Origin of the sequence: Rhizobium sp. 9140 (assembly GCF_900067135.1) — a bacterium.
Lineage (GTDB): Bacteria > Pseudomonadota > Alphaproteobacteria > Rhizobiales > Rhizobiaceae > Ferranicluibacter.
This window is the reverse complement of the sequence record NZ_FJUR01000002.1, coordinates 822,369-844,449: the sequence shown is the minus strand read 5'-3', so window position 1 is coordinate 844,449 and position 22,081 is coordinate 822,369. Positions and strand designations below refer to the sequence as shown.

19 protein-coding genes are annotated in these 22,081 nt (G+C 63.8%); 2 read left to right on the top strand and 17 right to left on the bottom strand.

Annotated features, from left to right (window positions below; translation table 11 throughout):
• Window positions 1–62: 62 nt before the first annotated feature.
• A complete protein-coding gene (locus GA0004734_RS21255) occupies window positions 63–1,910 on the bottom strand; it encodes an ABC transporter ATP-binding protein (protein ID WP_092938272.1) in 1,848 nt (615 codons plus the stop codon).
• A 44-nt stretch (window positions 1,911–1,954) separates the two neighbouring features.
• Entirely contained in the window at window positions 1,955–3,151 is a 1,197-nt protein-coding gene (locus GA0004734_RS21250) for an aminotransferase class V-fold PLP-dependent enzyme (RefSeq protein ID WP_092937705.1), read from the bottom strand.
• Between the two features lie 109 nt (window positions 3,152–3,260).
• Between GA0004734_RS21250 and GA0004734_RS21245 the strand changes: the two genes are divergently transcribed.
• Window positions 3,261–4,097 carry an IclR family transcriptional regulator gene (locus GA0004734_RS21245; protein WP_245292567.1) on the top strand — a complete coding sequence of 279 codons (837 nt, stop codon included), beginning with the start codon at window positions 3,261–3,263 and terminating at the stop codon, window positions 4,095–4,097.
• On the opposite strand, the gene GA0004734_RS21240 is transcribed toward GA0004734_RS21245, so the two are convergent.
• The 5 genes from GA0004734_RS21240 to GA0004734_RS21220 form a co-directional block, all read right to left on the bottom strand.
• Window positions 4,087–4,584 carry a RidA family protein gene (locus tag GA0004734_RS21240; protein WP_092937701.1) on the bottom strand — a complete coding sequence of 166 codons (498 nt, stop codon included), beginning with the start codon at window positions 4,582–4,584 and terminating at the stop codon, window positions 4,087–4,089. The two genes, GA0004734_RS21245 and GA0004734_RS21240, sit on opposite strands and share 11 nt — an antisense overlap.
• A gap of 31 nt (window positions 4,585–4,615) precedes the next feature.
• Window positions 4,616–5,845: an amidohydrolase/deacetylase family metallohydrolase gene (locus GA0004734_RS21235; protein ID WP_092937699.1), complete on the bottom strand. Its 1,230-nt coding sequence runs from the start codon at window positions 5,843–5,845 to the stop codon at window positions 4,616–4,618.
• 1 nt (window position 5,846) lies between these two features.
• Window positions 5,847–6,722 carry an ABC transporter permease gene (locus GA0004734_RS21230; RefSeq protein WP_092937697.1) on the bottom strand — a complete coding sequence of 292 codons (876 nt, stop codon included), beginning with the start codon at window positions 6,720–6,722 and terminating at the stop codon, window positions 5,847–5,849.
• Complete coding sequence (locus GA0004734_RS21225) at window positions 6,722–7,663, bottom strand: ABC transporter permease (protein ID WP_175386607.1); 942 nt, start codon at window positions 7,661–7,663, stop codon at window positions 6,722–6,724. The genes GA0004734_RS21230 and GA0004734_RS21225 overlap by 1 nt, the downstream gene beginning before the upstream one ends.
• Window positions 7,664–7,759: 96 nt before the next feature.
• The gene (locus tag GA0004734_RS21220) at window positions 7,760–9,286 is read right to left on the bottom strand and encodes an ABC transporter substrate-binding protein (protein ID WP_092938268.1); all 1,527 of its coding nucleotides are present in this window, start codon (window positions 9,284–9,286) and stop codon (window positions 7,760–7,762) included.
• Window positions 9,287–9,631: 345 nt separating this feature from the next.
• Here GA0004734_RS21220 and GA0004734_RS21215 point away from each other — a divergent pair, with 345 nt between their 5' ends.
• Window positions 9,632–11,011: an amidohydrolase gene (locus GA0004734_RS21215; protein ID WP_092937695.1), complete on the top strand. Its 1,380-nt coding sequence runs from the start codon at window positions 9,632–9,634 to the stop codon at window positions 11,009–11,011.
• A gap of 58 nt (window positions 11,012–11,069) precedes the next feature.
• Here the strand turns inward: GA0004734_RS21215 and GA0004734_RS21210 are convergent, their stop codons facing one another.
• The 10 genes from GA0004734_RS21210 to GA0004734_RS21165 all read right to left on the bottom strand — a co-directional run bounded on the left by GA0004734_RS21210 (window position 11,070) and on the right by GA0004734_RS21165 (window position 21,926).
• Window positions 11,070–11,480, bottom strand: coding sequence for a carboxymuconolactone decarboxylase family protein (locus GA0004734_RS21210; protein ID WP_092937693.1), 411 nt, complete (start codon window positions 11,478–11,480; stop codon window positions 11,070–11,072).
• Between the two features lie 294 nt (window positions 11,481–11,774).
• Window positions 11,775–12,254 carry a heme-degrading domain-containing protein gene (locus GA0004734_RS21205; protein WP_175386605.1) on the bottom strand — a complete coding sequence of 160 codons (480 nt, stop codon included), beginning with the start codon at window positions 12,252–12,254 and terminating at the stop codon, window positions 11,775–11,777.
• Between the two features lie 59 nt (window positions 12,255–12,313).
• Window positions 12,314–13,624: a glycerate kinase type-2 family protein gene (locus tag GA0004734_RS21200; RefSeq protein ID WP_092937691.1), complete on the bottom strand. Its 1,311-nt coding sequence runs from the start codon at window positions 13,622–13,624 to the stop codon at window positions 12,314–12,316.
• Between the two features lie 78 nt (window positions 13,625–13,702).
• On the bottom strand, window positions 13,703–15,358 hold the full coding sequence (locus tag GA0004734_RS21195) for a GMC family oxidoreductase (protein ID WP_092938264.1): 1,656 nt from the start codon (window positions 15,356–15,358) through the stop codon (window positions 13,703–13,705).
• Between the two features lie 14 nt (window positions 15,359–15,372).
• Window positions 15,373–16,152, bottom strand: a complete 780-nt coding sequence (locus GA0004734_RS21190; RefSeq protein WP_092937689.1) for a 3-ketoacyl-ACP reductase — start codon at window positions 16,150–16,152, stop codon at window positions 15,373–15,375.
• A complete protein-coding gene (locus GA0004734_RS21185) occupies window positions 16,149–17,669 on the bottom strand; it encodes a GMC oxidoreductase (RefSeq protein WP_092937687.1) in 1,521 nt (506 codons plus the stop codon). The genes GA0004734_RS21190 and GA0004734_RS21185 overlap by 4 nt, the downstream gene beginning before the upstream one ends.
• A 12-nt stretch (window positions 17,670–17,681) precedes the next feature.
• The gene (locus tag GA0004734_RS21180) at window positions 17,682–18,797 is read right to left on the bottom strand and encodes an ABC transporter ATP-binding protein (RefSeq protein ID WP_092937685.1); all 1,116 of its coding nucleotides are present in this window, start codon (window positions 18,795–18,797) and stop codon (window positions 17,682–17,684) included.
• Window positions 18,798–18,802: 5 nt separating this feature from the next.
• Complete coding sequence (locus tag GA0004734_RS21175; RefSeq protein ID WP_092937683.1) at window positions 18,803–19,687, bottom strand: carbohydrate ABC transporter permease; 885 nt, start codon at window positions 19,685–19,687, stop codon at window positions 18,803–18,805.
• Window positions 19,687–20,565, bottom strand: a complete 879-nt coding sequence (locus tag GA0004734_RS21170; RefSeq protein WP_092937681.1) for a carbohydrate ABC transporter permease — start codon at window positions 20,563–20,565, stop codon at window positions 19,687–19,689. Before GA0004734_RS21170 ends, GA0004734_RS21175 begins: the two co-directional genes overlap by 1 nt.
• Before the next feature lie 161 nt (window positions 20,566–20,726).
• Window positions 20,727–21,926, bottom strand: coding sequence for an ABC transporter substrate-binding protein (locus GA0004734_RS21165; protein ID WP_175386651.1), 1,200 nt, complete (start codon window positions 21,924–21,926; stop codon window positions 20,727–20,729).
• Window positions 21,927–22,081: the final 155 nt, after the last annotated feature.

Genomic DNA, 22,081 nt, shown 5'->3' with positions numbered 1-22,081 from the left:
CGTGGACGTCGCCAATCGTTGCCGGCGTCTATGCGCGCTCCAGTGAACGCGCATAGACCGCTCTAGATGGCGACGAGGTGCCCCTCGGAAACGACGCGGAATTCCCGCTGCACCGGCACGTAATCTGCCGGGCGGATCTGGCTCCTCAGTTCCTCGGCAGCGGCCATCGGCGTCTCACGCCGGCGGTCGGGATCCGGGACCGGCACGGCGGACATCAGTTTCTTCGTATAGGGATGCTGGGGATTGCCGAAGACGGCGCTCCGCGGCCCGATCTCCACGATTTCTCCCAGATACATGACGGCGACGCGGTGGCTGACGCGCTCGACGACGGCCATGTCATGGCTGATGAACAGGAAGGCAAGGTTGAGGCTCTGCTGCAGGTCGAGCATCAGGTTGATGACCTGCGCCTTGATCGAGACATCGAGTGCCGAAACGCTCTCATCCGCCACGATGATTCTGGGAGAAAGGGCGAGCGCACGCGCGATCGAGATCCGCTGGCGCTGACCGCCCGAGAACGCGTGCGGATAACGCGACGCCATGTCCGGCGCAAGGCCGACCTTCTCGAGAAGATCGGCGACCATGGCTTTCGCCTCCTGCGAACCGCCCATGCGGTGCTCGAGATACGGTTCGGCAATCGCGGCTCCCACCGTCATGCGTGGATTGAGCGAGGCGAACGGATCTTGAAAGATCATCTGCACGGACTTGCGCATCTCGCGCAGCTCACGCTTCGGAAGGGTCAGAACCTCGCGGCCTTCGACCAGAACCGAACCGCTGCTTGGCTCGATCAGGCGCAGAATGGCACGTCCTGTCGTAGACTTTCCGCATCCGGATTCGCCGACCAGCGACAGGGTTTCACCGGCGCGCAGGTCGAAGGAAACATTTTCGACCGCATGTACACGCCCGCTCACCTTGCCGAGAAGACCGGTATGGATGTCGAAGCGCTTGGTGAGATTGCGGACCTGAAGTATCGGCTCGCCGGAGGCAATGACGGTATCGGCGACGTCGACCGGGACGTCGGACAGTCCGGTCGCCGGATCGACCATTGGAAAACGCAAGGGCCGGCGATAGGCCTGCATGGCACCGAGCACGGGCACGGCGGACAGAAGCGCGCGGGTGTAGGGATGCTGGCCTCGGTGAAAGATGTCGGTCGTGCGTCCCGTTTCCACCTGCTCGCCGCGATACATGACGACGGTCCGGTCGGCAATCTCGGCGACCACGCCCATGTCATGCGTGATGAACAGGACGGACGTGCCCTCCTCGTCCTGCAACATCCGGATGAGATCGAGGATCTGACCCTGGATCGTCACGTCGAGCGCCGTCGTCGGCTCATCGGCGATCAGCAGCTTCGGCTTGGTCGCGAGCGCCATTGCGATCATCACGCGCTGCCGCATGCCGCCGGAGAAGCGGTGCGGATATTCGTCGAAGCGCGAGGCTGCCGAGGGAATACGAACCTTTTCAAGGATGCGCACGGTTTCGGCGCGCGCGTCCGCCTTGCTCATCGCCGTGTGGCAAAGGATCGCCTCCGAGATCTGGTCGCCGATCGTGAACAGCGGATTGAGGCTGGTCATCGGCTCCTGGAAAATCACCGCGACATCGTTGCCGCGCACCTTGCGCATCTCCGGCTCGGGCAAGGACAGGAGATCGCGGCCCCCCAGCATGACCCGCCCCTCGATGCGGCTCGTCTCGGGCTGTAGAAGCCGCATGATCGACAGCGACGTGACGCTCTTGCCGGACCCGGACTCGCCGACGATCGCCACGGTCTCAGCAGGCGCGATGGTGAAGGAGATATCGCGGACGACAGGTTTCCACGCGCCTTCGACGCGGAACGACGTTCGCAGCGCCTCGACGGAGAGCACCGGTTGCGCCTCTGCCGGCGTGGTCTGACGGGTGTGGGCCTGTTGCGTCGTCATGATCATTCCCATCGTTTCTGTCTTCCACGTGTCGCGCTGATGCTCTAGTCCGGCCAACGCAGCATCCCGTCGAAGCGGTGACGGCTGAGGTCTTCGATCGGGGTTGCAATCATCGCGTTGGAGGCATGCGCCTTGTCGAGTTCCTCGGCGAGACGGGTGGCAACGATATGCTCCTGACCCGGATGCAGATTGCACGGATCGAGGTAGAAATAGCGGTGCTCGACCTCGTGATCCCGCACGATGATCGGCTGGTCGCCCGATCGCAGCGCTGCTGCAAGATCCCAGGCCGTAATATGTGCCTCCTGTGGATCGATGATCACACGCATGCGGTCGAGCGGGTTGTCCGTCGGATCGGGTTCGATCAGCGCGGTGACACCTGGCCGACCGTCGAGCGTTTCCTTCCAGAGCGCGAGAGCACCTGTTTCCCGAGCCCGGATACCCGCGTGATCACGCGTCTCCCATGCCTCCAGCGCCGCCATCGCGCCGTAGATGCTCTCCTTACCGACCTTCATGCCGCGCCCGATGCCCATGTTTTGCAGGAAGGCGTTGCGGACCAGATCCTTTCGACCGGCAACGATACCGGAGGTGGGTCCGCCAAGAAATTTGTGGCCCGAGTAGAGCGCGATATCGGCCCCTTGCGCGAGGAAGAGTTTCAGATCGTATTCGGATGCCGCATCCACGATCACCGGCACGCCCCTCGCATGGGCGATCTCGACGAATTCCTTCAGGTTCAGAAGACCATAATCGACGACATGATGCGACACCACGTAGACGGCCGCTGCGGTCCTTTCGGTGATGGCATTTTCCATGTGATAGCGATGCGTCGATGTTGCCTGGCCGATCATGACGACCTTGCCACCTGCGATGCGGATGGCCTGATCGACCGGAGCGCCGTAGCTGACGACATGCCCCATCTGCAGAAGCACCTCGTTTTTCTCGGTGTTTGTTTCCGGCAGCCGCTCGATCGCAAGGAGATCAGGCCCCGTAATGGTTCCGGCGACGGCAAGGCTCACGCCGGCGGAGCACGACGCCGTAATGAAGCCCGCCTCCCCGCCGGTCATGCGGGCGATCACGGCGCTCGCCTGACGTTGCAGCGCGTTGATCTCCACGAAATGCGGCAGGATCGCCGCCATGGCGGCAATGGCTTCCGGCACGACGATCGACGCGCCAAGGCTCGTCATCGTTCCCGACACGTTGATCACAGGGCGAAGGCCGAGGGTCGTTAGAATATCAGCGGACATGGTCGTTCTCCAGGCTGCGCGACGTCGTGACGGCGCGGGCATCTCTTGCTCTTTCAGAGTCTATGCCATAATACTGCAATAGACAGGACGGATGAGCGGGACGATTGTTGTGAACAGGCAAGCCTCGGAACCGGTTTCCGAAACCACGGAAAAAAGCGTGCGCCGCTCGCGCGTCAGCGGGATCGACCGGGCTCTTCAGGTCATCGATCATCTCTACGAGACGGGCGCCCCGGCCGGCGCCTACGCCATTGCCAAGGCTGTCGGCGCGCCACTTTCCACGGTTTATGTCATCATCGACGACCTTGTGGAAAAGAACATTCTTGCTCGGAATGGCGACGGGACGTTGTGGCTGGGATCCAGACTCTACCACTACGGTCTTGCCTATGCCCGTTCGCTGGATTTCATGAGCGTCGCCACGCAGGAAATGCACGACCTCTGCCGGGACGCGGGCGAGACGGTGCAGGTCTGCGGTCGCGATGCAGAGCACATGCTGGTGCTCGCCATGGCTGACGGGCCGAGCCATTTCCAGGTCGCGTCGCGGGTCGGCACCCGTGTGCCGCTCAACTGGACGGCCTCCGGCCGGCTGCTCGTCGGGCATATGCCGGAAGCCGAGCGCGTCGAACTCTTCCGTCGTGGCGCCCGCATGTCGCCGACCGGCCGAGCCGCGGTCGATGCCGAGACCCTGTCGGACGCTGCGCGAACGGCGTTCGAGGAGAGGCTCTCCATCCAGGCCGGCGAATCCGACTATGCGGTCGCGTGCATTGCGTCGCCCATCGTCGATCGCAACGGCAATTGCGTCGCGACCATCTCCATCGTCCTTCCCGAACAGAAGGCTTTTGCCGACAAGGCCGGCTATGCCGACCGTGTGAAGGCGTCGGCGGCGCGGATCGAGGCGCTGATGGGCTGGCGGCAGCACGGAACGTCTCCTCACGGCATCAATCCGTAAGCGCCACAATGGCTTCGATTTCCACCGTGATGTTGCCGGGAAGCGAGCCGAAGCCGACGGCCGACCGGGCATGCCGACCGGCCTCTCCGAAGACAGCGTTGATGAGGTCCGAGCAGCCGTTGATAACCTTCGGGTGATCCCGGAACTCCGGTGCGGCGTTGACCATTCCGAGCAGCTTCACCACCTGCTTCACGCGAGACAGGTCGCCAAGCGCCTCGTGCATCACGGCAATAAGGTTGATGCCGACCAGACGCGCATCGTCATAGGCCGCCTCGGTGCTGATCTCCGCGCCGACCTTGCCGGTGCGCATGCGCCCGTCCGCCTCGCGGGTCCCCTGCCCCGAGAGATAGAGCATGTTTCCCTCGATCACATGGGTCAGAAAATTGGCGATGGGCGGCGGTGCGGGCGGAAGCTCGATGCCGAGGTCGGCCAGCCGCTGATAGGGCGTGGTCGTCTTCGGATCGGCGAAGGTGGAAAGATGTGTCACGAGAACTCCTGTGTCATGCAGTTTGTCGGCCTCAGCGATACGCGTAACCGTGGCTGTGGCGCACGAGCCTGCGGGCTCTCGGAATGTATCGGCTGGCCGCGATCGCCTCGGCACCGATGACAGCGAAACGCGGCTCGAACAGGCGGGTGAGGCGCGAGACGTCGCCATTGCTATCGGTTGCCTCGAGGTCGGCATCGACGAGGTCGAAGATGGTGAAATCCGCCCGCGCACCGACGGCAAGCCTGTCCTCCATCGAGAGCTTGATGACGTCGGCGGGTGCATGCGTGACGGCATTCACCACTTTGTCGAACGGCATGCCGACGGAGAGCAGCTTCGACATGGTGGTCGCGAGATCCCAGACGGGGAAATTGAGCGAATGGCCGTGAAGGTCGGTCGAGATCGAATACGGCAGCAACCCGCGCGCGATCGCCGCTTCCGCCACCTTGAAGGAGAAGGACGCCCCACCATGGCCGATGTCGAGCCGCACGCCTTCGGAAGCGCAGCGCTCGGCGAGATCGAACAGGTCTTCGTCCTCCATGATGCTCGAGCCGGCCTTGCCGTTGAAACAGTGCGTGACCACGTCGCCCGGGCCGAGGATTTCGAGCACCTCGTCGTAGAGAGCCGGCGGTTCGCCGACATGCACCATCATCGGGATCTTCAGGATCTTGGCGATCTTCTTCCCGAGCTTGACCGGGGTTACGCCCCACGACCCGGTGATGACGTGGCTTGCGCGCACCTTGATGCCGACGATGTGCTCGCTGTTTTCGGCATAGCACGCGATGATCCGGTCGAGGTCGATATCCCTGATATCGCGAAGTTCGGCAACACGATTGCAGGCAACGAGCCCGATCGAACCGAGATTAAGGAACGCCTTGATGCGCTCCTTCGACGGCTCGATAATATACTCCCGGAAGCCATGAAAGTTCGCTTCACCGGCCGATCCTGCATCCACCAGCGTGGTCACGCCGCGCTCGGCGCCGCACTCGGACGGACGGAGCGAGATGTCGGTGCCCCCGTGCCAGATATGAACGTGAAGATCGATCCAGCCGGGGGACATCCACGCACCTTTTCCATCGACGCGCTCCGTGCCGTCCGGCACCGCGAGTCCCTGGCCGATGGCTGCGATGCGTCCGTCCTCGCCGATGAGAATGTCGGTCGCTGCGTCGGCTCCCGGGCTGCCGGCATGGCCGGATTCGGGCTGGCCGAAGGCCATTGGCCTGACATTGGAAAGGAGGAGCGGCTTCTGGTTTTCGCCGGTCATGTCACACGTCCTTCTGAAGTCTGGGGTCGAGCATGTCCCGCAACCCATCGCCGACCATTTGCAGCGACAGGACGGAGAGAATAATGGCAAAGCCGGGGAAGTAGGTCATCCAGCCGGCCTGCCCGATATACTGGCGTCCGGCGGAGATCATCGTGCCCCAGGTCGCGACATCGGGGCTGACGCCGAGGCCGAGGAACGACAGGCCGGCTTCGGCGAGCATGGCGCTGGCGAAGAGGAACGTTCCCTGTACGAGGATGGGCGACAGGAGATTGCGCAGCACGTGCCGCGTCATGATGTGGAAGGTGGAGATGCCGAGTGCTTGCGCCGCCTCGACATAGGGCAGTTCGCGAATGACGAGCGTCGAGGCGCGGACGATGCGGGCGAGCCGCGGCGCGTAGACGATCGACAATGCCACGATCACGGTCGTCAGCGAGGGGCCGAGGGCTGCGACCAGCGCGATGGCCAGCAGGATGTCCGGAAAGGCCATCATCGCATCGATCAGCCGGGCGATGGGCGTGTCCAGCCGCTGGAAGAAGCCGGCGAGCAGCCCGAGCGTGACGCCGATCACGGCCGAGAGCACCACGACGGCGGCACCGACGAGCAGGGAAAGCCGCGCGGCGTAGATCGTGCGGGAGAAGACGTCGCGACCGAACTCGTCCGTGCCGAACCAGAAGATCTCGCCCGGCGGCTTCAGCCGGTTGACGATCGACAGCTTCGAGGGCGAATAGGGTGCGATCCACGGGGCGAGCACCGCGAGCAGCACGAAGAGAACGAGGATGCCGAGCCCGACGGCAACCGTCTTGCGCCGCAGGAAGCGACGGAAGAACCTTGCGGCATCGCTGGCAGGCGGCTTGGTTGTGATGGAGATATCTGTCATCAGTAGCGCACCCTCGGATCGATCAGCAGATAGAGCATGTCGATCGCAAAATTGATGAGGACGTAGAGTGCCGCGATCACCAGCAGCGCGCCCTGGATAACCGGGTAGTCCCGCCGCAGCACGGCGGAGACGACGAGGCTTCCGACGCCGGGCAGGCCGAACACGGTTTCGGTAACGACCGCGCCCGAGATGAGGACTGCGGCGGTCAAACCGATAACCGTGAGGATCGGGATCAACGCGTTCTTCAACGCATGCTTCAGCACAACCTTCCGCTCGATCAGGCCCTTTGCGCGTGCCGTGCGGATATAGTCGTCACCGAGCACGTCGAGCATCGAGGCGCGCGTGAAGCGCAGGATCAGCGCCGAGGAGACGAGCCCGAGCGCAAAGGACGGCAGAGTCAGGTGATACATGCGGTCGAGAAAGGTCGAGCCCGGCCCGCCATAGCCGGAAACGGGAAACATGTTCAGATTGACGGCGAAGACCTGCATCAGGATGAGGCCGAGCCAGAAGCTCGGAATACTAGCCGCCAGCATCGCGACGGTCGTTGCCGCCTGATCGACGAGGGACCCTCGCCGATAGGCGGCATAGATGCCGATCGGCAGCGCGATGACGCAGGCGATCGCCAGTGAAAACAGCGTCAGGAAGAATGTGGGCTCGGCGCGGTCGAGGAGGGCCGACGTCACGGGCATGTTGAGGAAGATCGACTGGCCGAGGTCCCCTTTGATCATCTGCCCGAGATAGAAAACATATTGCACGAGAAGCGACTGGTCGAGACCGAGCCGCGTGCGCAGATCGGCAATATCCTGTGCCGAGGCATCGGGTCCGAGCATCACCGCGGCCGGGTCTCCCGGCGTGACGCGAACGATGACGAACACAATGGTCACGACCAGGAACATGACGACGATCATGCCGGCCAGCCGCTGGAGGATGTAGCGGATCATGTCTTTGGCTCTCCGGTCCCACGAGGGACACAAAGGTGACGAACGCTGGATGAGAGAACGCCGCCCCGCGGCGGCGTCCGGGATGCCGGTTCCGGATTACTTTCTGATCGATGCGTTCCAGAAATACGGCCACGGAGCCGGCACGACGCCTTCGACCTTCTTGCTTTTGGCTGCGAGAGCGTTGAAGTCACCGATCTTCATGTAGGGAATTTCCGCGTACATGGCCTTTTGCACATCGGCCCACAAAGCAAGCCTCTTCGTCTCGTCGGCCTCTGCGGAAAACGCCTCGACCGTCTGCTTGCGCAGCGGCGTGTCCCACCAGCCGGGCGAGCTCGGCGACAGGGATCCGATCAGCGCGGGCTCGGGAAGAAAAGGGCTGTGCGTGATATAGATGTCCCAGAGGCCCTTGTCGGCCCGCCGCTGGGTGAGCGTCGCCCAGTCCACGACCTGCAGATCGACGGTAAACCCCGCAAGCTTCAGATACTCGGCGGCGACCTGCGCCATCTTGTAGTGGAACTCGTACTGGCGGCTCGTCAGGATGCGGATCGGCTTGCCGTCATAACCGGCGGCCTTGGCAGCTTCTGCCGATCCTTCGGGGTCGGCAAGATTGTAATGGCCCTCGACGCCGGCATCCGTGTTCCAGACGAAGCTTTTCGGATAGATATCGCCGTCGAGCGCGTAGAAATCGGTGCTGCCGAAGGCGGCGGCCAGCATGTCTTCCATGCTCAGAGCCTGGCGGATGGCCTTGCGGATGGCGACGTCCTTGGCAACACCCTCCGCCGTATTGAATACGAAGACCGGATAGCCGAACGGCTTCAAGACAAGCGGTTCCGATGCCGTGGATCCCTTCAGCCTGTCGAAGGATTCGACGGGAAGGCTGTCGATATAGTCGTACTGGCCGGAGATCGCCGCCTCGACGCGCGTGTTTGCATCGGGAACCGGCACGAAGCGGATTTCATCCAGATACTGGTGACGCGCGCCGCCGTAGCCGTCGGCCTCGCCGGACCGCGGCGTATAGCCATCGAATCGGGCGAGCTGGATGTACTGGTCAGCCTTGCGCTCCTTCAGCATATAGGGGCCAGTTCCGACGAAGTCCTTCATGGGCTCGGCCTGTTTCTCGCTCGGCAGGACGATTGCGGCGGAATTGTTGAAAGCAAGCAGGGAGACGAGCGGCGCGTAAGGTTGCTTCAACGTGATCGTTACCGTCAGCGGATCGGTGGCTGTGATCTTGTCGAGGAATGCGGCTGCCTGCTTGCCGCGCGAGGCAACCTTGACCCAGCGCTCGAGCGAAGCGACGACGTCGTCCGACGCCATGTCCGAGCCATCGTGGAACGTGATGCCGCTGCGCAGCCGGATCGTATAGGTTTTGCCATCCGCGCTGATCTCGGGCAGGCTCTCGGCCAGAAGCGGCGTCGGCTTCCAGGCCTTGTCGAATGTGTAGAGGGTCTCGAACATATGCTGGGAAACGATACCCACGAGATCGGCCGTGGAGGCCATGGGGTCGAGTGTCGGCGGTTCGCCGATCGTCGCAACATTGATGACGCCGCCCCTTTCCTGGGCCGCAACAAAGGATGGAAGTGCGACGAGCGCGCTTGCAAGGAAGAACGCAGTTTTCAGGCGCATCATGAAGTCCTCCAATTTTGTTCCATTATTATATTATTACGACTTTTATAACAGAATAGCGGAGAAGAAGGTGCTGTCAATGGGCTAGAGCTTGCCGTGCGGTCGTGACCGAACCGGCTCACATCCCTGCCCGCCGCATGCTTGACGCCCGGCGTTTCCATGGGTCACATAGCGACGGAATATGCAGCCCGAACTGTACGAGATCTTTTTGAGGCAGGGACATCGAAACGACAGGCGGCAGCGGATGACGATCCTCGAAGATCTGGACGCTCCATCTTTCCTGGATCCGTCGTCATGCCGACGGTTCGGGCTCTCCCAAGCGCTTTCAGCAGGACGAGGTCTGACATGAGTGGCACTCTCCTCAAAAACTGTGCGGCCGTCATCGCCGACGAAGGCATAGGCCCGGTCGTGCGCCGCAATGTCGATCTCTTGACCGACGGGCCGTCCATTCGTGCCATCGGCGAACATCTCGAGGCAGAGGCTTTGCCTGAGGGCACGAGCGTGATGGATGCCACCGGCTGGTTCGTCTATCCCGGCCTTGTCAACACGCATCACCATTTCTTCCAGTGCTTCGTGCGCAACCGCGCAGATCTCGACTGGACGAAGCTTTCGGTGATCGAATGGCTCGACCGCATCTATCCGGTCTTCTCGCAGCTGAATGAAGCCTGCTTCTACCATTCCTCTGTCACCGCCATGGCCGAACTGATCAAGCATGGCTGCACAACGGCCTTCGACCACCAGTATAATTTTCCCCGCCATGCCGGAAAGCGGCTGATCGACCGCCAGTTCGAGGCCGCAGATCTCCTCGGCATGCGGTTTCACGCCGGTCGCGGCGGCAACACCCTGCCGAAATCGGAGGGATCGACGATCCCCGACGAAATGCTGGAAACGACGGACGAATTCATTGCCGACTGCGCCCGCCTGATCGACACCTATCACGATGCCGGGCCGTTCAGCATGCGCCAGGTCGTCGTCGCGCCCTGCCAGCCCGTCAACGCCTACCGCGAAACCTTCGTGGAATCGGTGGCGCTGGCGCGCGACCGCGGCGTCATGCTACACACGCATGTCGGCGAAGGCGAGAGCCCTGTGATGCGGGCGCGCCACGGCCTGCGCACCGTCGATTATCTGGAATCCATCGGCTTTTCCGGGCCAGATACGTTCTACGCCCATTGCTGGGAACTGACCCATGATGAACTGCGGACGATGGCGGCAAGCGGCACCGGCGTCTCCCACTGCCCGGAACCCGTCTATCTCGTCGGCGCAGAGGTCACCGATATCCCCGCCATGGCGGCCTTCGGCCTGCGCGTCGGGCTCGGCTGCGATGGTGCGGCCTCCAACGACAATTCCAACCTGATGCACAGCCTGCACTCGGCCTACATGCTGCAGTGCCTCGCATCCTCCACGCGCGCACACCCCGTGCCGCCGCCGGTCGATTTCCTGCGCTACGGCACGAGCGGCGGTGCGAGCCTGCTCGGGCGCAGCGATATCGGCCGCCTTGCGCCCGGAATGGCCGCAGACCTCTTCGCCATCGACACCCGCCGTATGGATTATGTCGGCACGCGGCACGATCCGCTGAGCCTCATTCCCCGCGTCGGCATCGGCATGGCGACGGATATGACCATGATCAACGGCCGGGTCGTTTGGGCAAACGGCGCATTTCCGGGCCTCGACGAGGCAAAGCTTGCAGCGGATGCCGAGGCAGCCCTCGCAACGATCAATGTCTGAAGCTCGACGGCGTTGCCTCGCTCGGCGAACCGTCCGAACGTTGGGGCGCGCGGGGAGATCAGCCGGTTACGTCGAATTCGGGATCGACGGGGATGCCGAGCGCCGTGACGAGGCGGTTGGTTTCCGACGCCATGCCGATCACGGCAAGGAGATCGCCATATTGGGCGTCCGTCAGCCCCTTTGCGCGCGCCGCCGCCGTATGGGAATGGATGCAATAGCTGCAACCGCTGGCGACCGAGACGGCGATATAGATAAGCTCCTTCGTCAGCGGATCGAGCGCCGACGGTGCGACCATAACCTCTTTCAGACTGCTCCATGTCCGCTCCAGCGTTGCCGGATCGTTGGCCAGGCCGCGCCAGAAATTGTTGATGAAATCCGAGCCCCGCACGGCGCGGATATCCGCAAACACCGCCTGCACCCGCGGCGCCGCCTCGGCCTCGGTATCCGTCCAGAGTCTTACCGTCGCCATACCAACCTCCTGATGTGACCGTCGGGAAACACCGCCGCCGACCGCCTCGATTGAAATTGCATAAAAAAAGGGCCGCAGGGTGACCCACGGCCTCAAGTCATGAAGGTTAAACCTCCAGAGGGGAACGGCTGGCTGCGATTGATCCGGGAGGGGGATGAGAGCGCAACCGACCATGGTCAGAATGACCTGTTATACCAGCGGCTTCAAAGACGGGAGACACTGTCCGAACGGGAGGATGTGATATTTCCATCTAACCCTTGGCCTTTCGACAATATTTCGTTCCAGTTTGGACACTCAGTTCCCTTGCGCTCGGAAGCGCCGGAGATGCTCGACCACGAAATCATGGTCTTCGATATCGGGAAGGCCGCTGATCGTCGCCGTTCCGATAAGATTGCCGTCCGTCTGAAAGATCGGGACGGCACCGCCGAAGGCCGCGAAGAGGTCCGGCGACAGACCGTAGCGGTGGTGGAAGTCGTAGCCCTCCTCCTGCGCGAGAAGCCGCATGTAGAGCGAACTGTGGTGGAACCGCTCGACCACGCGTCGCTTGCGCTCCACCCAGTGCCGGTTGTCCTCCGCAGCGTTCGCAAGGCGCGTAAAGAACACCGGTTCGCGCGCGATCGTGATCTCGATCGCCACGGCCAGGCAGCCGGCCATGGCCGATTGCCGCATCAGGCTGCCGAGCGTCCAGGCATCCTCGGTCGTGAACCGGGTGACGACCCCCTCGCGCTCGGCCAAGAGGAGGTCTGCGCATGTCCTGTTATCCGGCTGCGGCATGTAAGGCATCCTTGAAGGGTTGAGATTGCGCGGCGTCCCAGGAGACTGTCGTTGCGAGCCTACATCAGCAGAAATGCCCTGAAGTCGTTGACATTCGTGCCGGTCGGGCCTGTCTCGAACAGGTCGCCGGCAAGCGCAAAGGCAGACCATGCGTCGTGTCGCGCGAGGTGGGCGCGGGGCTCCCCGCCCGCTGCCCGGATGCGGGACGCGGTTTCGCCGTCGCAGAAGGCACCGGCATTGTCTTCGGAACCATCGATCCCGTCGGTATCGGCCGCAAGGGCGGTGATGCCGGTGGCCCCGTCGAGATCGATGGCGGCGGCCAGCAGCAGTTCCGTGTTTCGCCCGCCCTTACCAATACCATGGGGGCCGATACCCTGGGGGCCGATACCATCGGGATCAGCCCCTCCCGGGCCGATCGTCACCGTGGTTTCCCCGCCCGAGAGAAGAACCATCGGGCCTTGCCTCTCTCGGTGGCGCCCCTGAAATTCCATCGCCAGCGCCGCATGCATGCGCCCGATATCGCGTGCTTCTCCCTCGATCCTGTCGGAGAGGATCAACGGCGTCACGCCGGTCTCGCCGCTCAGACGCGCGGCCGCCTGCAGCGAGACACGGGCGGAGGCGATGACATGCGCGATGTGGCCGGCAAAGGCCGGATCGTCGGGGCGCGGGGTCTCCCCTGTCGCGATATGGTCGAGAATGTTTGAGGGAATGTTCATCCGGTAGTCGCGGATCGCCCGCAGTGCATCCTCGCGGCCGGCGGCATCGGGAATGGTCGGGCCGGAGGCGACGAAGGCCGGGTTGTCCCCGGGAACGTCGGAGACGACGAGGCTGACGACGCGGGCCGGATGGGCAAGTGCTGCCAGCCGCCCGCCCTTGATCATCGAGACGTGCTTGCGCACCACGTTCATCGCGGAAATCGGTGCGCCGGAGGCCAGCAGCGCCTCGTTCAGGGCCACCTCGTCGGCAAGGGCAAAGCCCGGCGGCGGCGATGGCAGGAGGGCAGACCCGCCGCCCGAGATCAGCGCGATGACGAGATCGTCCGTCGTCAGCCCGCGCACCGCCTCCATCAGCGCGCGTCCGCCGACGATCCCCGCCTGGTCGGGAACCGGATGGGCGGATTGCAGCACCGTTATGCGTGCGCAGGAGGCGACCGGGCCGTGGCGCGCGACGACCACGCCCTCCAGCGGGCCATCCCACAGGCTTTCGAGCGCCAGCGCCATCTGGCTTGCCGCCTTGCCAGCGCCGATGACGACCGTGCGGCCTTTCGGTCGCGCCGGCAGGTGGGCGCGGATCGCCTCCAGCGGATCGGCCGCGCGAACGGCGGCGTGAAAGAGCGACGCAAGGAGTGCGCGCGGGGTCTCGATGGGCATCAGGGTCTGACCTTCCTGGGCGTGGCGACACCTTTTTGTGGCAAAGCCGACGGTAGAATGCAAAGCCGCATCATCGGCTCAGCGAACATGCGTGCGCGCACGGGGGCGCTGATCGTTGCGCTCGTCGGCAAAGATCGTCGCCGGCAGGAGATCGAGGCCGCGAATGATGTCGGCGCCCTTCTCTCCGACCATGATGGTCGGGGCATTGGTGTTGCAGGAGGGCACGCGCGGCATGACGGACGAGTCGCAGACGCGCAGTCCCTGCAAGCCGCGCACGCGCAGGTCGAGCCCGACGACGGCATCCGCCCCCGTCCCCATCCGGCAGGTGCCGACGGGGTGGTGATCGGTCTTTGCATTGGCACAGCCATAGTCGAAGAGCTCGGCCTCCGTGCGCACCTTCGGTCCGGGCAGGCGCTCGGCCAGGATATAGGGTTTCAATGCCGCCTGCTCGAAGATCTCGCGGGCGATCCGCAAGCCTTCCAGCGACATCTTCCGGTCATGCGGGTCCGACCAGTAGTTGGGGTCGATCAGGGGCGCTGCGGCCGGATCGGACGCAGAAAGCCGCACCGTGCCGCGCGATCGCGGATGCAGATAGGCGGAATTCAGCGTAACCCCGGCATTTTTCAGCTTTTCCACGCCCGCCTCGATGCCCGAGCCGAGGCCCAGATGGAACTGGATATCCGGCGAGCGCGCCTCCGGGTCCGCATACCAGAAGCCGCCGGTTTCAAAGAGCGACGAGGCGACGGGACCCGTGCGGAACAGCACATATTCGAGGCCTGCCCAGAGCGTGCGGTGCAGTTTCGCGACGCCGTCATAGGTGTGGTCACCGGTGCATTCGGCGATGACGAAGAGGTCCAGATGGTCCTGAAGATTGCCGCCGACGCCGGGCAGGTCGTGCGCGACGGGAACGCCGACAGACGTGAGATGATCGGCCGGGCCGATGCCCGATTGCAGCAGGAGCTTCGGCGAGCCGATGGCGCCCGACGTCACGAGCACCTCGCGCTCGCAGCGCACGATCTCGCTTCCGTGGCTGGTGGCGATCTCGACGCCGACAGCCGTTGTACCCTCCAGCACGATGCGCGACACGCGGGCGCCCAAGCGGATCGTCAGGTTTTTCCGGTCCTTGATCGGCGAGAGATAGGCGAGAGACGCAGACGAGCGGCGGCGGTTGCGCTGCGTCAGCTGGTAGAAGCCGACGCCAGCCTGCTGGCGACCGTTGAAATCCGGATTGTAGGGAATGCCCAACTCCTGGCCCGCCCGGATATAGGCGTCGCAGATCGGCAGCGCCGATACCGGCATGGACACGCCGAGCGGCCCGCCATAGGCGTGATAGTCGTCGGCAAAGCGCTGGTTGTCCTCGGCCCGCTTGAAATACGGCAGCACCGAGCGGTAGTCCCAGCCCTCGCAACCGTCTTCGCTTGCCCAGAGATCGTAGTCGGCGGCATTGCCCCTTGTGTAAAGCTGCGCGTTGATGGAGGAGCCGCCGCCGATGACCTTGGCCTGGGTATAGCGCAGGACGCGGCCGTTCATGTGCTTCTGCGGCACGGTCTCCCAGCCCCAGCTGGCCACGCCCTTCGTCATCTTGGCAAAGCCGGCCGGCATGTGAAAGAGCGGGTTCCAGTCACCGCCGCCGGCTTCCAGCAGGAGCACGGTGACATCCGGGTCCTCGCTCAGCCTATTGGCGAGAACGCAGCCGGCGGGGCCTGCCCCGGTGATGATATAATCGAAGCTCATGATATCCATTCCTGTCACAGACGCGGGATCGACAGGCCGCCATCGGCATCGATCACGGTTCCCGTTGCAAAGGCGAAGCTGCCCGAGGCGAGCGCCGCACAGATGGCGCCGATATCGCCGGCTTCTCCCCAGCGCCGCATGGGCACCAGTCCTCCGGCGATCAGGGCATCGTATTTCGGGGTGACGCCGGCCGTCATATCGGTCCGCACGATGCCGGGCCGCACCTCGAAGACGGCGATCCCGTCTGCCGCAAGCCGCAGCGCGAGCCCCTGCGAGAAGGCCGCGAGCCCCGCCTTGCTGATGCAATAGTCGAGGCGCTCGGGCGAACTCGCCTCCGCAGAGACCGAGGTGATGTTGATGATCGACCGGGAATGGTCGGGCGCGGTCGCCAGCATCGCCTTCACCACGGCCTGCGTGAAGAACACCGTGCCCTTGAGGTTCGTCGCCATGATCAGATCGTAATGGTCGGGGGAGAGACCCAGGAAATCGCCGCGCACGACGGAGGCCATGCCCGCATTGTTGACGAGGCAGTCGATGCGGCCGAACCGGGCCATGACGTCGTCGACCGTCGTTGCATGCCCGGCGATGTCGCAGATATCGGCTTTGAGATAGATCGCTTCGGCCTCACCGGTGGCGCCAAGCGCGGCCAACGCGTCTTCGGCCGTTTCCGGGCCGCCGATGCCCGTCACGACGATGTCGTAGCCGGCGGCGGCCAGATGCGAGGCGATGCCGAAGCCGATCCCCCGTCGCCCGCCCGTCACCACCGCCACCGGTCTTTGCCGCGGCTCGCTCATTGTTGCAGCTCCTTCGAGACGATATGATCCGCCACGCGCAGGGCCTGGGCCGCAACCGTCAGTGCCGGATTGACGGCGGCCGAGGTCGGCAGGCAGCTCGCATCGACGACGAACAGATTGTCGTGGTCATAGGCGCGGCAGAAGGGATCGAGCGGCGACGTCGCGGGATCGTTGCCGATGCGCACCGTGCCGCACTGGTGGGAGGGGGTGCGCTTGTCGAACGGCCGCGACAGCACAAGCGGAAAGCCGATCGACCGGAGAACGGCCTTCAGTTTGGCCACCAGCGCCAGATGCGCGGCCCAGTTCGTGCGGTGCCATTTGAGGACGATCCGCTCGCCATCGACCATGACCCGGCTTTCGGGATGGGGAATATCCTCGCTCATGGCGTAGAAATCGATCGCATGCGCCGATATCCGGTCGAGCAGCCTCTCGGGGATGCGCGGCAGGCTGCTTTTCAGGATCGCGCCGGACACCCGGCCGAGAAGCTGGACATTGCCGAGCGGCGGCCCACCCTCGCCGTCCGACAGGTAGAAATCGTTGAAGGCGAAGGTCTTCTGATAGACCGACGTGTTCCGGTAGCGCGGCGACACCGCGAGCACGGCCGACGAGTTGTGGTTCATGAAGTTGCGGCCGACCTGATCGGAGCTGTTGGCAAGCCCCTTGGGAAACCGCGCATTGGCCGAACGCAGCAACAGGACCGCTGACTGGACCGCACCGGCGGCGAGCACCACGAGCCTCGGCGAGACGCTGCGGGTCTCCCCGGCCGCGGTGTAGACCACGCGCTCGATACGGCGGCCGGAGGCGTCCGTTTCGAGAAGCCGGACGATCGCGCCCGTCTGCAGCGTGACATTGGGATGGCCGAGAGCCAGGGCGAGGGCCGCACTTTCGGCATCCATCTTGCCGTCGTCGGCATTCGGATGCGCGTCCCAGGGGGTGCGCCCCTTGGCGAGCCACCGATCGATATCGACGCCGAGCGGCAGGGAGAACGGGTGGAGCCCCTTCTGCTTCAGGCGGGCACGGACGTCGGCAATCGGCGGTTCGTCCGGCACCGGGGGAAAGGTGTAGGGCGTGGAATGTTCCGGCTCGGTCGGGTCCTCCCCCAGCGCGCCGCGCACCTGATACATCCGCTCGGCCGCCCCGTACCAGGGCTCGAGCTCGGCGTAGGGAAACGGCCAGGCGGGGGAGACGCCCTCCTGATGCTGCATCTCGTCGAAGTCCTCGCGCCGGTAGCGCGACAGTACCGCCCCGTAGAATTTCGAGTTACCGCCGACATTGTAGTAATTGCCGGGGTTGAAACGCTTGTGTTCCTTCAGATCCTGCCACTCGTACCAGGTCTCCTTAGGGCGGAAATGTCCCCGCTGGAAGATCGCGCGCTGGTCGCGGTTCACCGGCGTGTCGGCGATGTGTTCGCCGGCTTCGAGGATCAGGATCTCGCTGCCCGAGGCGGCAAGCCCGGCGGCCAGCGTCGCCCCGCCGATGCCGGAGCCGATGATGACGATATCAGGGGTTCTGCTCATCTCGCTCCCCGTTCACGCGATGCGCTGCTGGCTTTGCGGATCGAAATAGACGGCCTTGTCGAGGTTGAAGGCGAGCCTTGCGGTCTGGCCGGCCTGGATTCTCGCGTCAGCCCGCAGGCGCGCCACCACTTCCTTGCCGCCAAGCCTCGTGACGGCGAAGGTATCGGCGCCGGCCGGCTCAACGACCTCGATCAGGCAGTCGCCTTCCGCGACGGTGCGCGCATTGCGGTCGGCGCCGTCGATGTCGGTCAGCGCCTCGGGCCGGATGCCGAAAACGATCTGGCGGCCGAGATGGGCCTCCAGCTGCTCCTGCCCTGCCGCCACCGGCAGTTTTACCAGCGCGCCGTTCGGACGGGCGAGCGAGACGGAAAGGCCGGCCGCATCCTTCTCCACGGTTGCCGAGAGCAGGTTCATGGCGGGCGAGCCCATGAAGTCGGCGACGAACATATTGGCCGGATTGTTGTAGATCTCGGCCGGCGAGCCGAACTGCTGCAACACGCCGTCCTTCAGCACCGCGATCTTGGTGGCCAGCGTCATCGCCTCGATCTGATCGTGGGTGACGTAGACGATGGTGGTTCTCAGGCGCTGGTGCAGCCGCTTGATCTCGGTGCGCATATCGACGCGCAGCTTGGCGTCGAGGTTGGACAATGGCTCGTCGAACAGGAAGACCTGCGGATTGCGCACGAGGGCGCGGCCCATGGCGACACGCTGGCGCTGGCCACCGGAGAGCTGGCTCGGCTTGCGGTCGAGCAGATGGCCGATCTGGAGGATATCTGAAACCTCCTTGATCGCCTTCTCGCGCGCTGCCTTTGGCACCTTGCGGATCTCCATGCCAAAGGCAATGTTGCCGGCCACCGTCATGTTCGGGTAGAGCGCGTAGCTCTGGAACACCATAGCGATATCGCGCTGCGACGGCGGCAGGCCCGCAACCGAGCGTCCCTTGATGGCGATCTCGCCGGAGGTGATCGGCTCCAGTCCGGCAATCGTGTTCAGCAGCGTGGACTTGCCGCAGCCGGACGGGCCGACGAGCACGAGAAAGCCGCCCTCCTCGATGTCGATATTGATGTCTTTCAGGATTTCCAGCGCGCCGTAGGACTTGCGCAGATGCGAGATTTTGAGAAACGACATGATGATCAGCCTTTCACGGCGCCGGACATCAGGCCACGCACGAAGTAGCGGCCCGAAACGATGTAGACGATGAGGGTGGGCAGGGCGGCGAGGATCGCGCCGGCAAAATGGACGTTGTATTCCTTCACGCCCGTGGACGACTGCACCAGGTTGTTGAGCGCGACCGTCATCGGCGTCGAACTGGCGCCGGCAAACGAGGCGCCGAACAGGAAGTCGTTCCAGATGTTAGTGAATTGCCAGATGACGGAGACGACGATGATTGGCCCGGACGACGGCAGCAGGATGCGGCGGAAGATCTGGAAGAAGGTCGCGCCATCGATCTGCGCCGCGCGCACGAGTTCGGTCGGGAAGGCCTCGTAGTAGTTGCGGAAGTAGAGCGTGGTGAAGCCGAGGCCGTAGACGACATGCACCAGCACGAGCCCGGGAATGGAGCCGGCAAGGCCGAGCAGGCCGAGAATGCGGGCCGTGGGGATGAGGACGATCTGGAACGGGATGAAGCAGGACAGGAGCAGCATGCCGAAGACGATGTTCGATCCGCGGAAATGCCATTTGGTCAGCACATAGCCGTTGAGCGCGCCGACCACGGTGGAGATGGCGACGGCGGGGATGACCATGAGCATAGAGTTGATGAAGAAGGGCTTGAGGCCGGTCGGCTGGATGCCGATCTGCGCGGTCGACCAGGCCGACAGCCAGGGCTCGATGGTCCAGACCTGCGGCAGGTTGACCATGCCGCCCTGCCGGATTTCCTCCAGCGGCTTCAACGAGTTCACCACCATGATGTAAAGCGGCATGAGGTAGAACATCGCAAAGAAAATCAGTGCGGTGTAGATCAGCGCCCGTGTGAGGAGGGTGTGCGATATCGCGTTCTGCGGATTGACGGCGCCGCTCATCAGCGTTTTCCTCCACGGATTTCGGAATAGAGATAGGGAACGATGATCGAGAAGATCATGACCAGCATGATGATGGCGGAGGACGCGCCGATGCCCATCTGGTTGCGGGTGAAGGTGTAGGAATACATGAAGGTGGCCGGCAGTTCGGTCGCCTGCCCCGGCCCCCCGCCGGTCAGCGCGACGATCAGGTCGTAGGCCTTGATGGCGAGATGGGCGAGCACGACGAAGGCCGACAGAAAGACCGGGCGCATGAGGGGAATGATGATCCGGCGATAGATCGTCACCGTGCCCGCGCCGTCGATCTGCGCGGCCTTGATCATCTCGTTGTCGACACCGCGCAGGCCGGCAAGGAACATCGCCATGATGAAGCCCGAGGACTGCCAGACGGCGGCCAGCACGACGCAGTAGATCGCCATCTTGCTGTCCTTGATCCAGGTGAAGGCGAAGGTCTCCCAGCCCCAGAGATGCATAGTGTTCTCGATGCCGATGCCGGGATCGAGGATCCACTTCCAGGCGGTGCCCGTAACGATGAAGGAGAGCGCCATGGGGTAGAGGTAGATCGGCCGCAGGAAACCTTCGCCGCGGATCTTCTGGTCGAGCATGATCGCCAGGAACAGGCCGAGCGCAGAGCAGATGAGGATGTAGAGCGAGGCGAAGATCGCCAGATTGGTAATCGCCCGCCACCAGTGCGGCAAAGCCCAGAGCTTGCTGTAGTTCGACAGGCCCACGATGTTGGTGGACGGCAGCATCTTGCTGTCGGTGATCGACAGGAACCCGGTATAGGCGATGAAGCCATAGACGAAAATGACGATGACCAGGAAACTCGGCGCGAGCACGATTTTCGGCAACTGGTCCTGTAGGAAGCTGCGGCTCTGCATGGCTTCGTTCCCCTCCCCCTTGCCCGGAATGCGGATGCACGGCCTCAGGCACCGGCCATCATGGCCGGCCTTTCGGAGCACCCGGTATCCCCGGCAGTTTTGACGTATCGGATGGTGTGATGGCTGGAGCTGCGGGCGCGAAGACCCGCAGCTCCCGGCCCTTACTTTGCGGCTTCGACCGCGCTCACCAGCTCGGCGACCGCGTCGTCGGCGGTCAGGTCGCCGTTGAACTGGCGGGTCACGACGTCGTAGATCGCGTTCTTCACGGCTGCCGGATTGGCGTGGCCATGGGCCATGGAGCCGATGAGCTTGCCGCTCTTGTCGGCTTCGGCCGCATCTCTGATGGCCTTCTTGCCGCAATCGTCGAAGGCGGCGTCCGACACATCGGTGCGCACGGGTGCCGAGCCCTTGACCACGTTGAAGGCCGACTGGAATTCAGGGCTTTCGATGGCCGAGGCCATTTCCATCTGCGCCGGCACCTTGCTGTCGGCCACCTTGAACATCGCGAACTGGTCAGTGTTGAAGGTGACGGCACCCTGCGTGCCGGGGAAGCGCATGCAGACATAATCCTTGCCCGGCGTCTTGCCGGCCTTGGAGAATTCGCCCTTTGCCCAGTCGCCCATGAACTGCACGCCGGCCTTGCCGTCGATGACCATGGCGGAGGCGAGGTTCCAGTCGCGGCCCGAGAAGTTCGGATCGACATAGGAGCGCAGCGTCGTCATGCGGTTGAAGGCTTCCTTCATCTTGTCGCCGCCGAGCGCCTTCGGGTCGAGATCGATAAAGGCGGACGTGTAGAAATCGACGCCGAGCGACAGCACGACCGCGTCAAACACCGTCGCGTCCTGCCAGGGCTGTCCGCCGGCCGCGACCGGGATGATGCCCTGCGCCTTGAAGTTGTCGAGGAGGGCGATCAGCTCTTCCCAGCTCTGCGGCTCCTTGCCGCCGGCCTTGTCGAGCGCCGCCTTGTTGATCCACATCCAGTTGGTCGAATGCAGGTTCACGGGCGCTGCGATCCAGTGGCCGTCATATTTCGAGAACTTCTGGAGCGCCTTGGGGATGACCTTGTCCCAGTTTTCCTTTGCGGCGACCGCATCGAGATTGCCGAGCGCGCCTTCCTTGGCCCAGTCGAGAATGTCGAAGCCGAGCATCTGCACGGCGGTCGGCGCGTTGCCGGCGGTCACACGGGCGCGCAGCACCGTCATGGCCTCCGTGCCGCCGCCGCCGGCAACCGGCATGTCCGTCCAGGAGATGTTCTTGGCTTCGAGGTCCTTCTTGAGGACTTCGAGCGCCGAGGCCTCGCCGCCGGATGTCCACCAGTGAAGCACCTCGACGTTTTCGGCAGCCTGCACGGCGCCGGTCATCAAAGCGAGACCCAATGCAGTCGATGTCAGAAACTTGCGCACGATGTTTTCCTCCCATGAGCACAGTGAAGAGCGAAACCCATTTCCGCTCCCGTGCCGCCGCCCTCCTCGAGCGTCGGCGTCAGCCGGCTTGTTCAACCGCATCCCGTCTTCCC

What these genes read in the sequence shown, in the direction of transcription:
- GA0004734_RS21255 (WP_092938272.1), bottom strand. Translation starts at nt 1,910, where the DNA reads ATGACGACGCAACAGGCCCACACCCGTCAGACCACGCCGGCAGAGGCG.
- GA0004734_RS21250 (WP_092937705.1), bottom strand. Translation starts at nt 3,151, where the DNA reads ATGTCCGCTGATATTCTAACGACCCTCGGCCTTCGCCCTGTGATCAAC.
- GA0004734_RS21235 (WP_092937699.1), bottom strand. Translation starts at nt 5,845, where the DNA reads ATGACCGGCGAAAACCAGAAGCCGCTCCTCCTTTCCAATGTCAGGCCA.
- GA0004734_RS21230 (WP_092937697.1), bottom strand. Translation starts at nt 6,722, where the DNA reads ATGACAGATATCTCCATCACAACCAAGCCGCCTGCCAGCGATGCCGCA.
- GA0004734_RS21225 (WP_175386607.1), bottom strand. Translation starts at nt 7,663, where the DNA reads ATGATCCGCTACATCCTCCAGCGGCTGGCCGGCATGATCGTCGTCATG.
- GA0004734_RS21220 (WP_092938268.1), bottom strand. Translation starts at nt 9,286, where the DNA reads ATGCGCCTGAAAACTGCGTTCTTCCTTGCAAGCGCGCTCGTCGCACTT.
- GA0004734_RS21215 (WP_092937695.1), top strand. Translation starts at nt 9,632, where the DNA reads ATGAGTGGCACTCTCCTCAAAAACTGTGCGGCCGTCATCGCCGACGAA.
- GA0004734_RS21210 (WP_092937693.1), bottom strand. Translation starts at nt 11,480, where the DNA reads ATGGCGACGGTAAGACTCTGGACGGATACCGAGGCCGAGGCGGCGCCG.
- GA0004734_RS21205 (WP_175386605.1), bottom strand. Translation starts at nt 12,254, where the DNA reads ATGCCGCAGCCGGATAACAGGACATGCGCAGACCTCCTCTTGGCCGAG.
- GA0004734_RS21200 (WP_092937691.1), bottom strand. Translation starts at nt 13,624, where the DNA reads ATGCCCATCGAGACCCCGCGCGCACTCCTTGCGTCGCTCTTTCACGCC.
- GA0004734_RS21195 (WP_092938264.1), bottom strand. Translation starts at nt 15,358, where the DNA reads ATGAGCTTCGATTATATCATCACCGGGGCAGGCCCCGCCGGCTGCGTT.
- GA0004734_RS21190 (WP_092937689.1), bottom strand. Translation starts at nt 16,152, where the DNA reads ATGAGCGAGCCGCGGCAAAGACCGGTGGCGGTGGTGACGGGCGGGCGA.
- GA0004734_RS21185 (WP_092937687.1), bottom strand. Translation starts at nt 17,669, where the DNA reads ATGAGCAGAACCCCTGATATCGTCATCATCGGCTCCGGCATCGGCGGG.
- GA0004734_RS21180 (WP_092937685.1), bottom strand. Translation starts at nt 18,797, where the DNA reads ATGTCGTTTCTCAAAATCTCGCATCTGCGCAAGTCCTACGGCGCGCTG.
- GA0004734_RS21175 (WP_092937683.1), bottom strand. Translation starts at nt 19,687, where the DNA reads ATGAGCGGCGCCGTCAATCCGCAGAACGCGATATCGCACACCCTCCTC.
- GA0004734_RS21170 (WP_092937681.1), bottom strand. Translation starts at nt 20,565, where the DNA reads ATGCAGAGCCGCAGCTTCCTACAGGACCAGTTGCCGAAAATCGTGCTC.
- GA0004734_RS21165 (WP_175386651.1), bottom strand. Translation starts at nt 21,926, where the DNA reads ATGACCGGCGCCGTGCAGGCTGCCGAAAACGTCGAGGTGCTTCACTGG.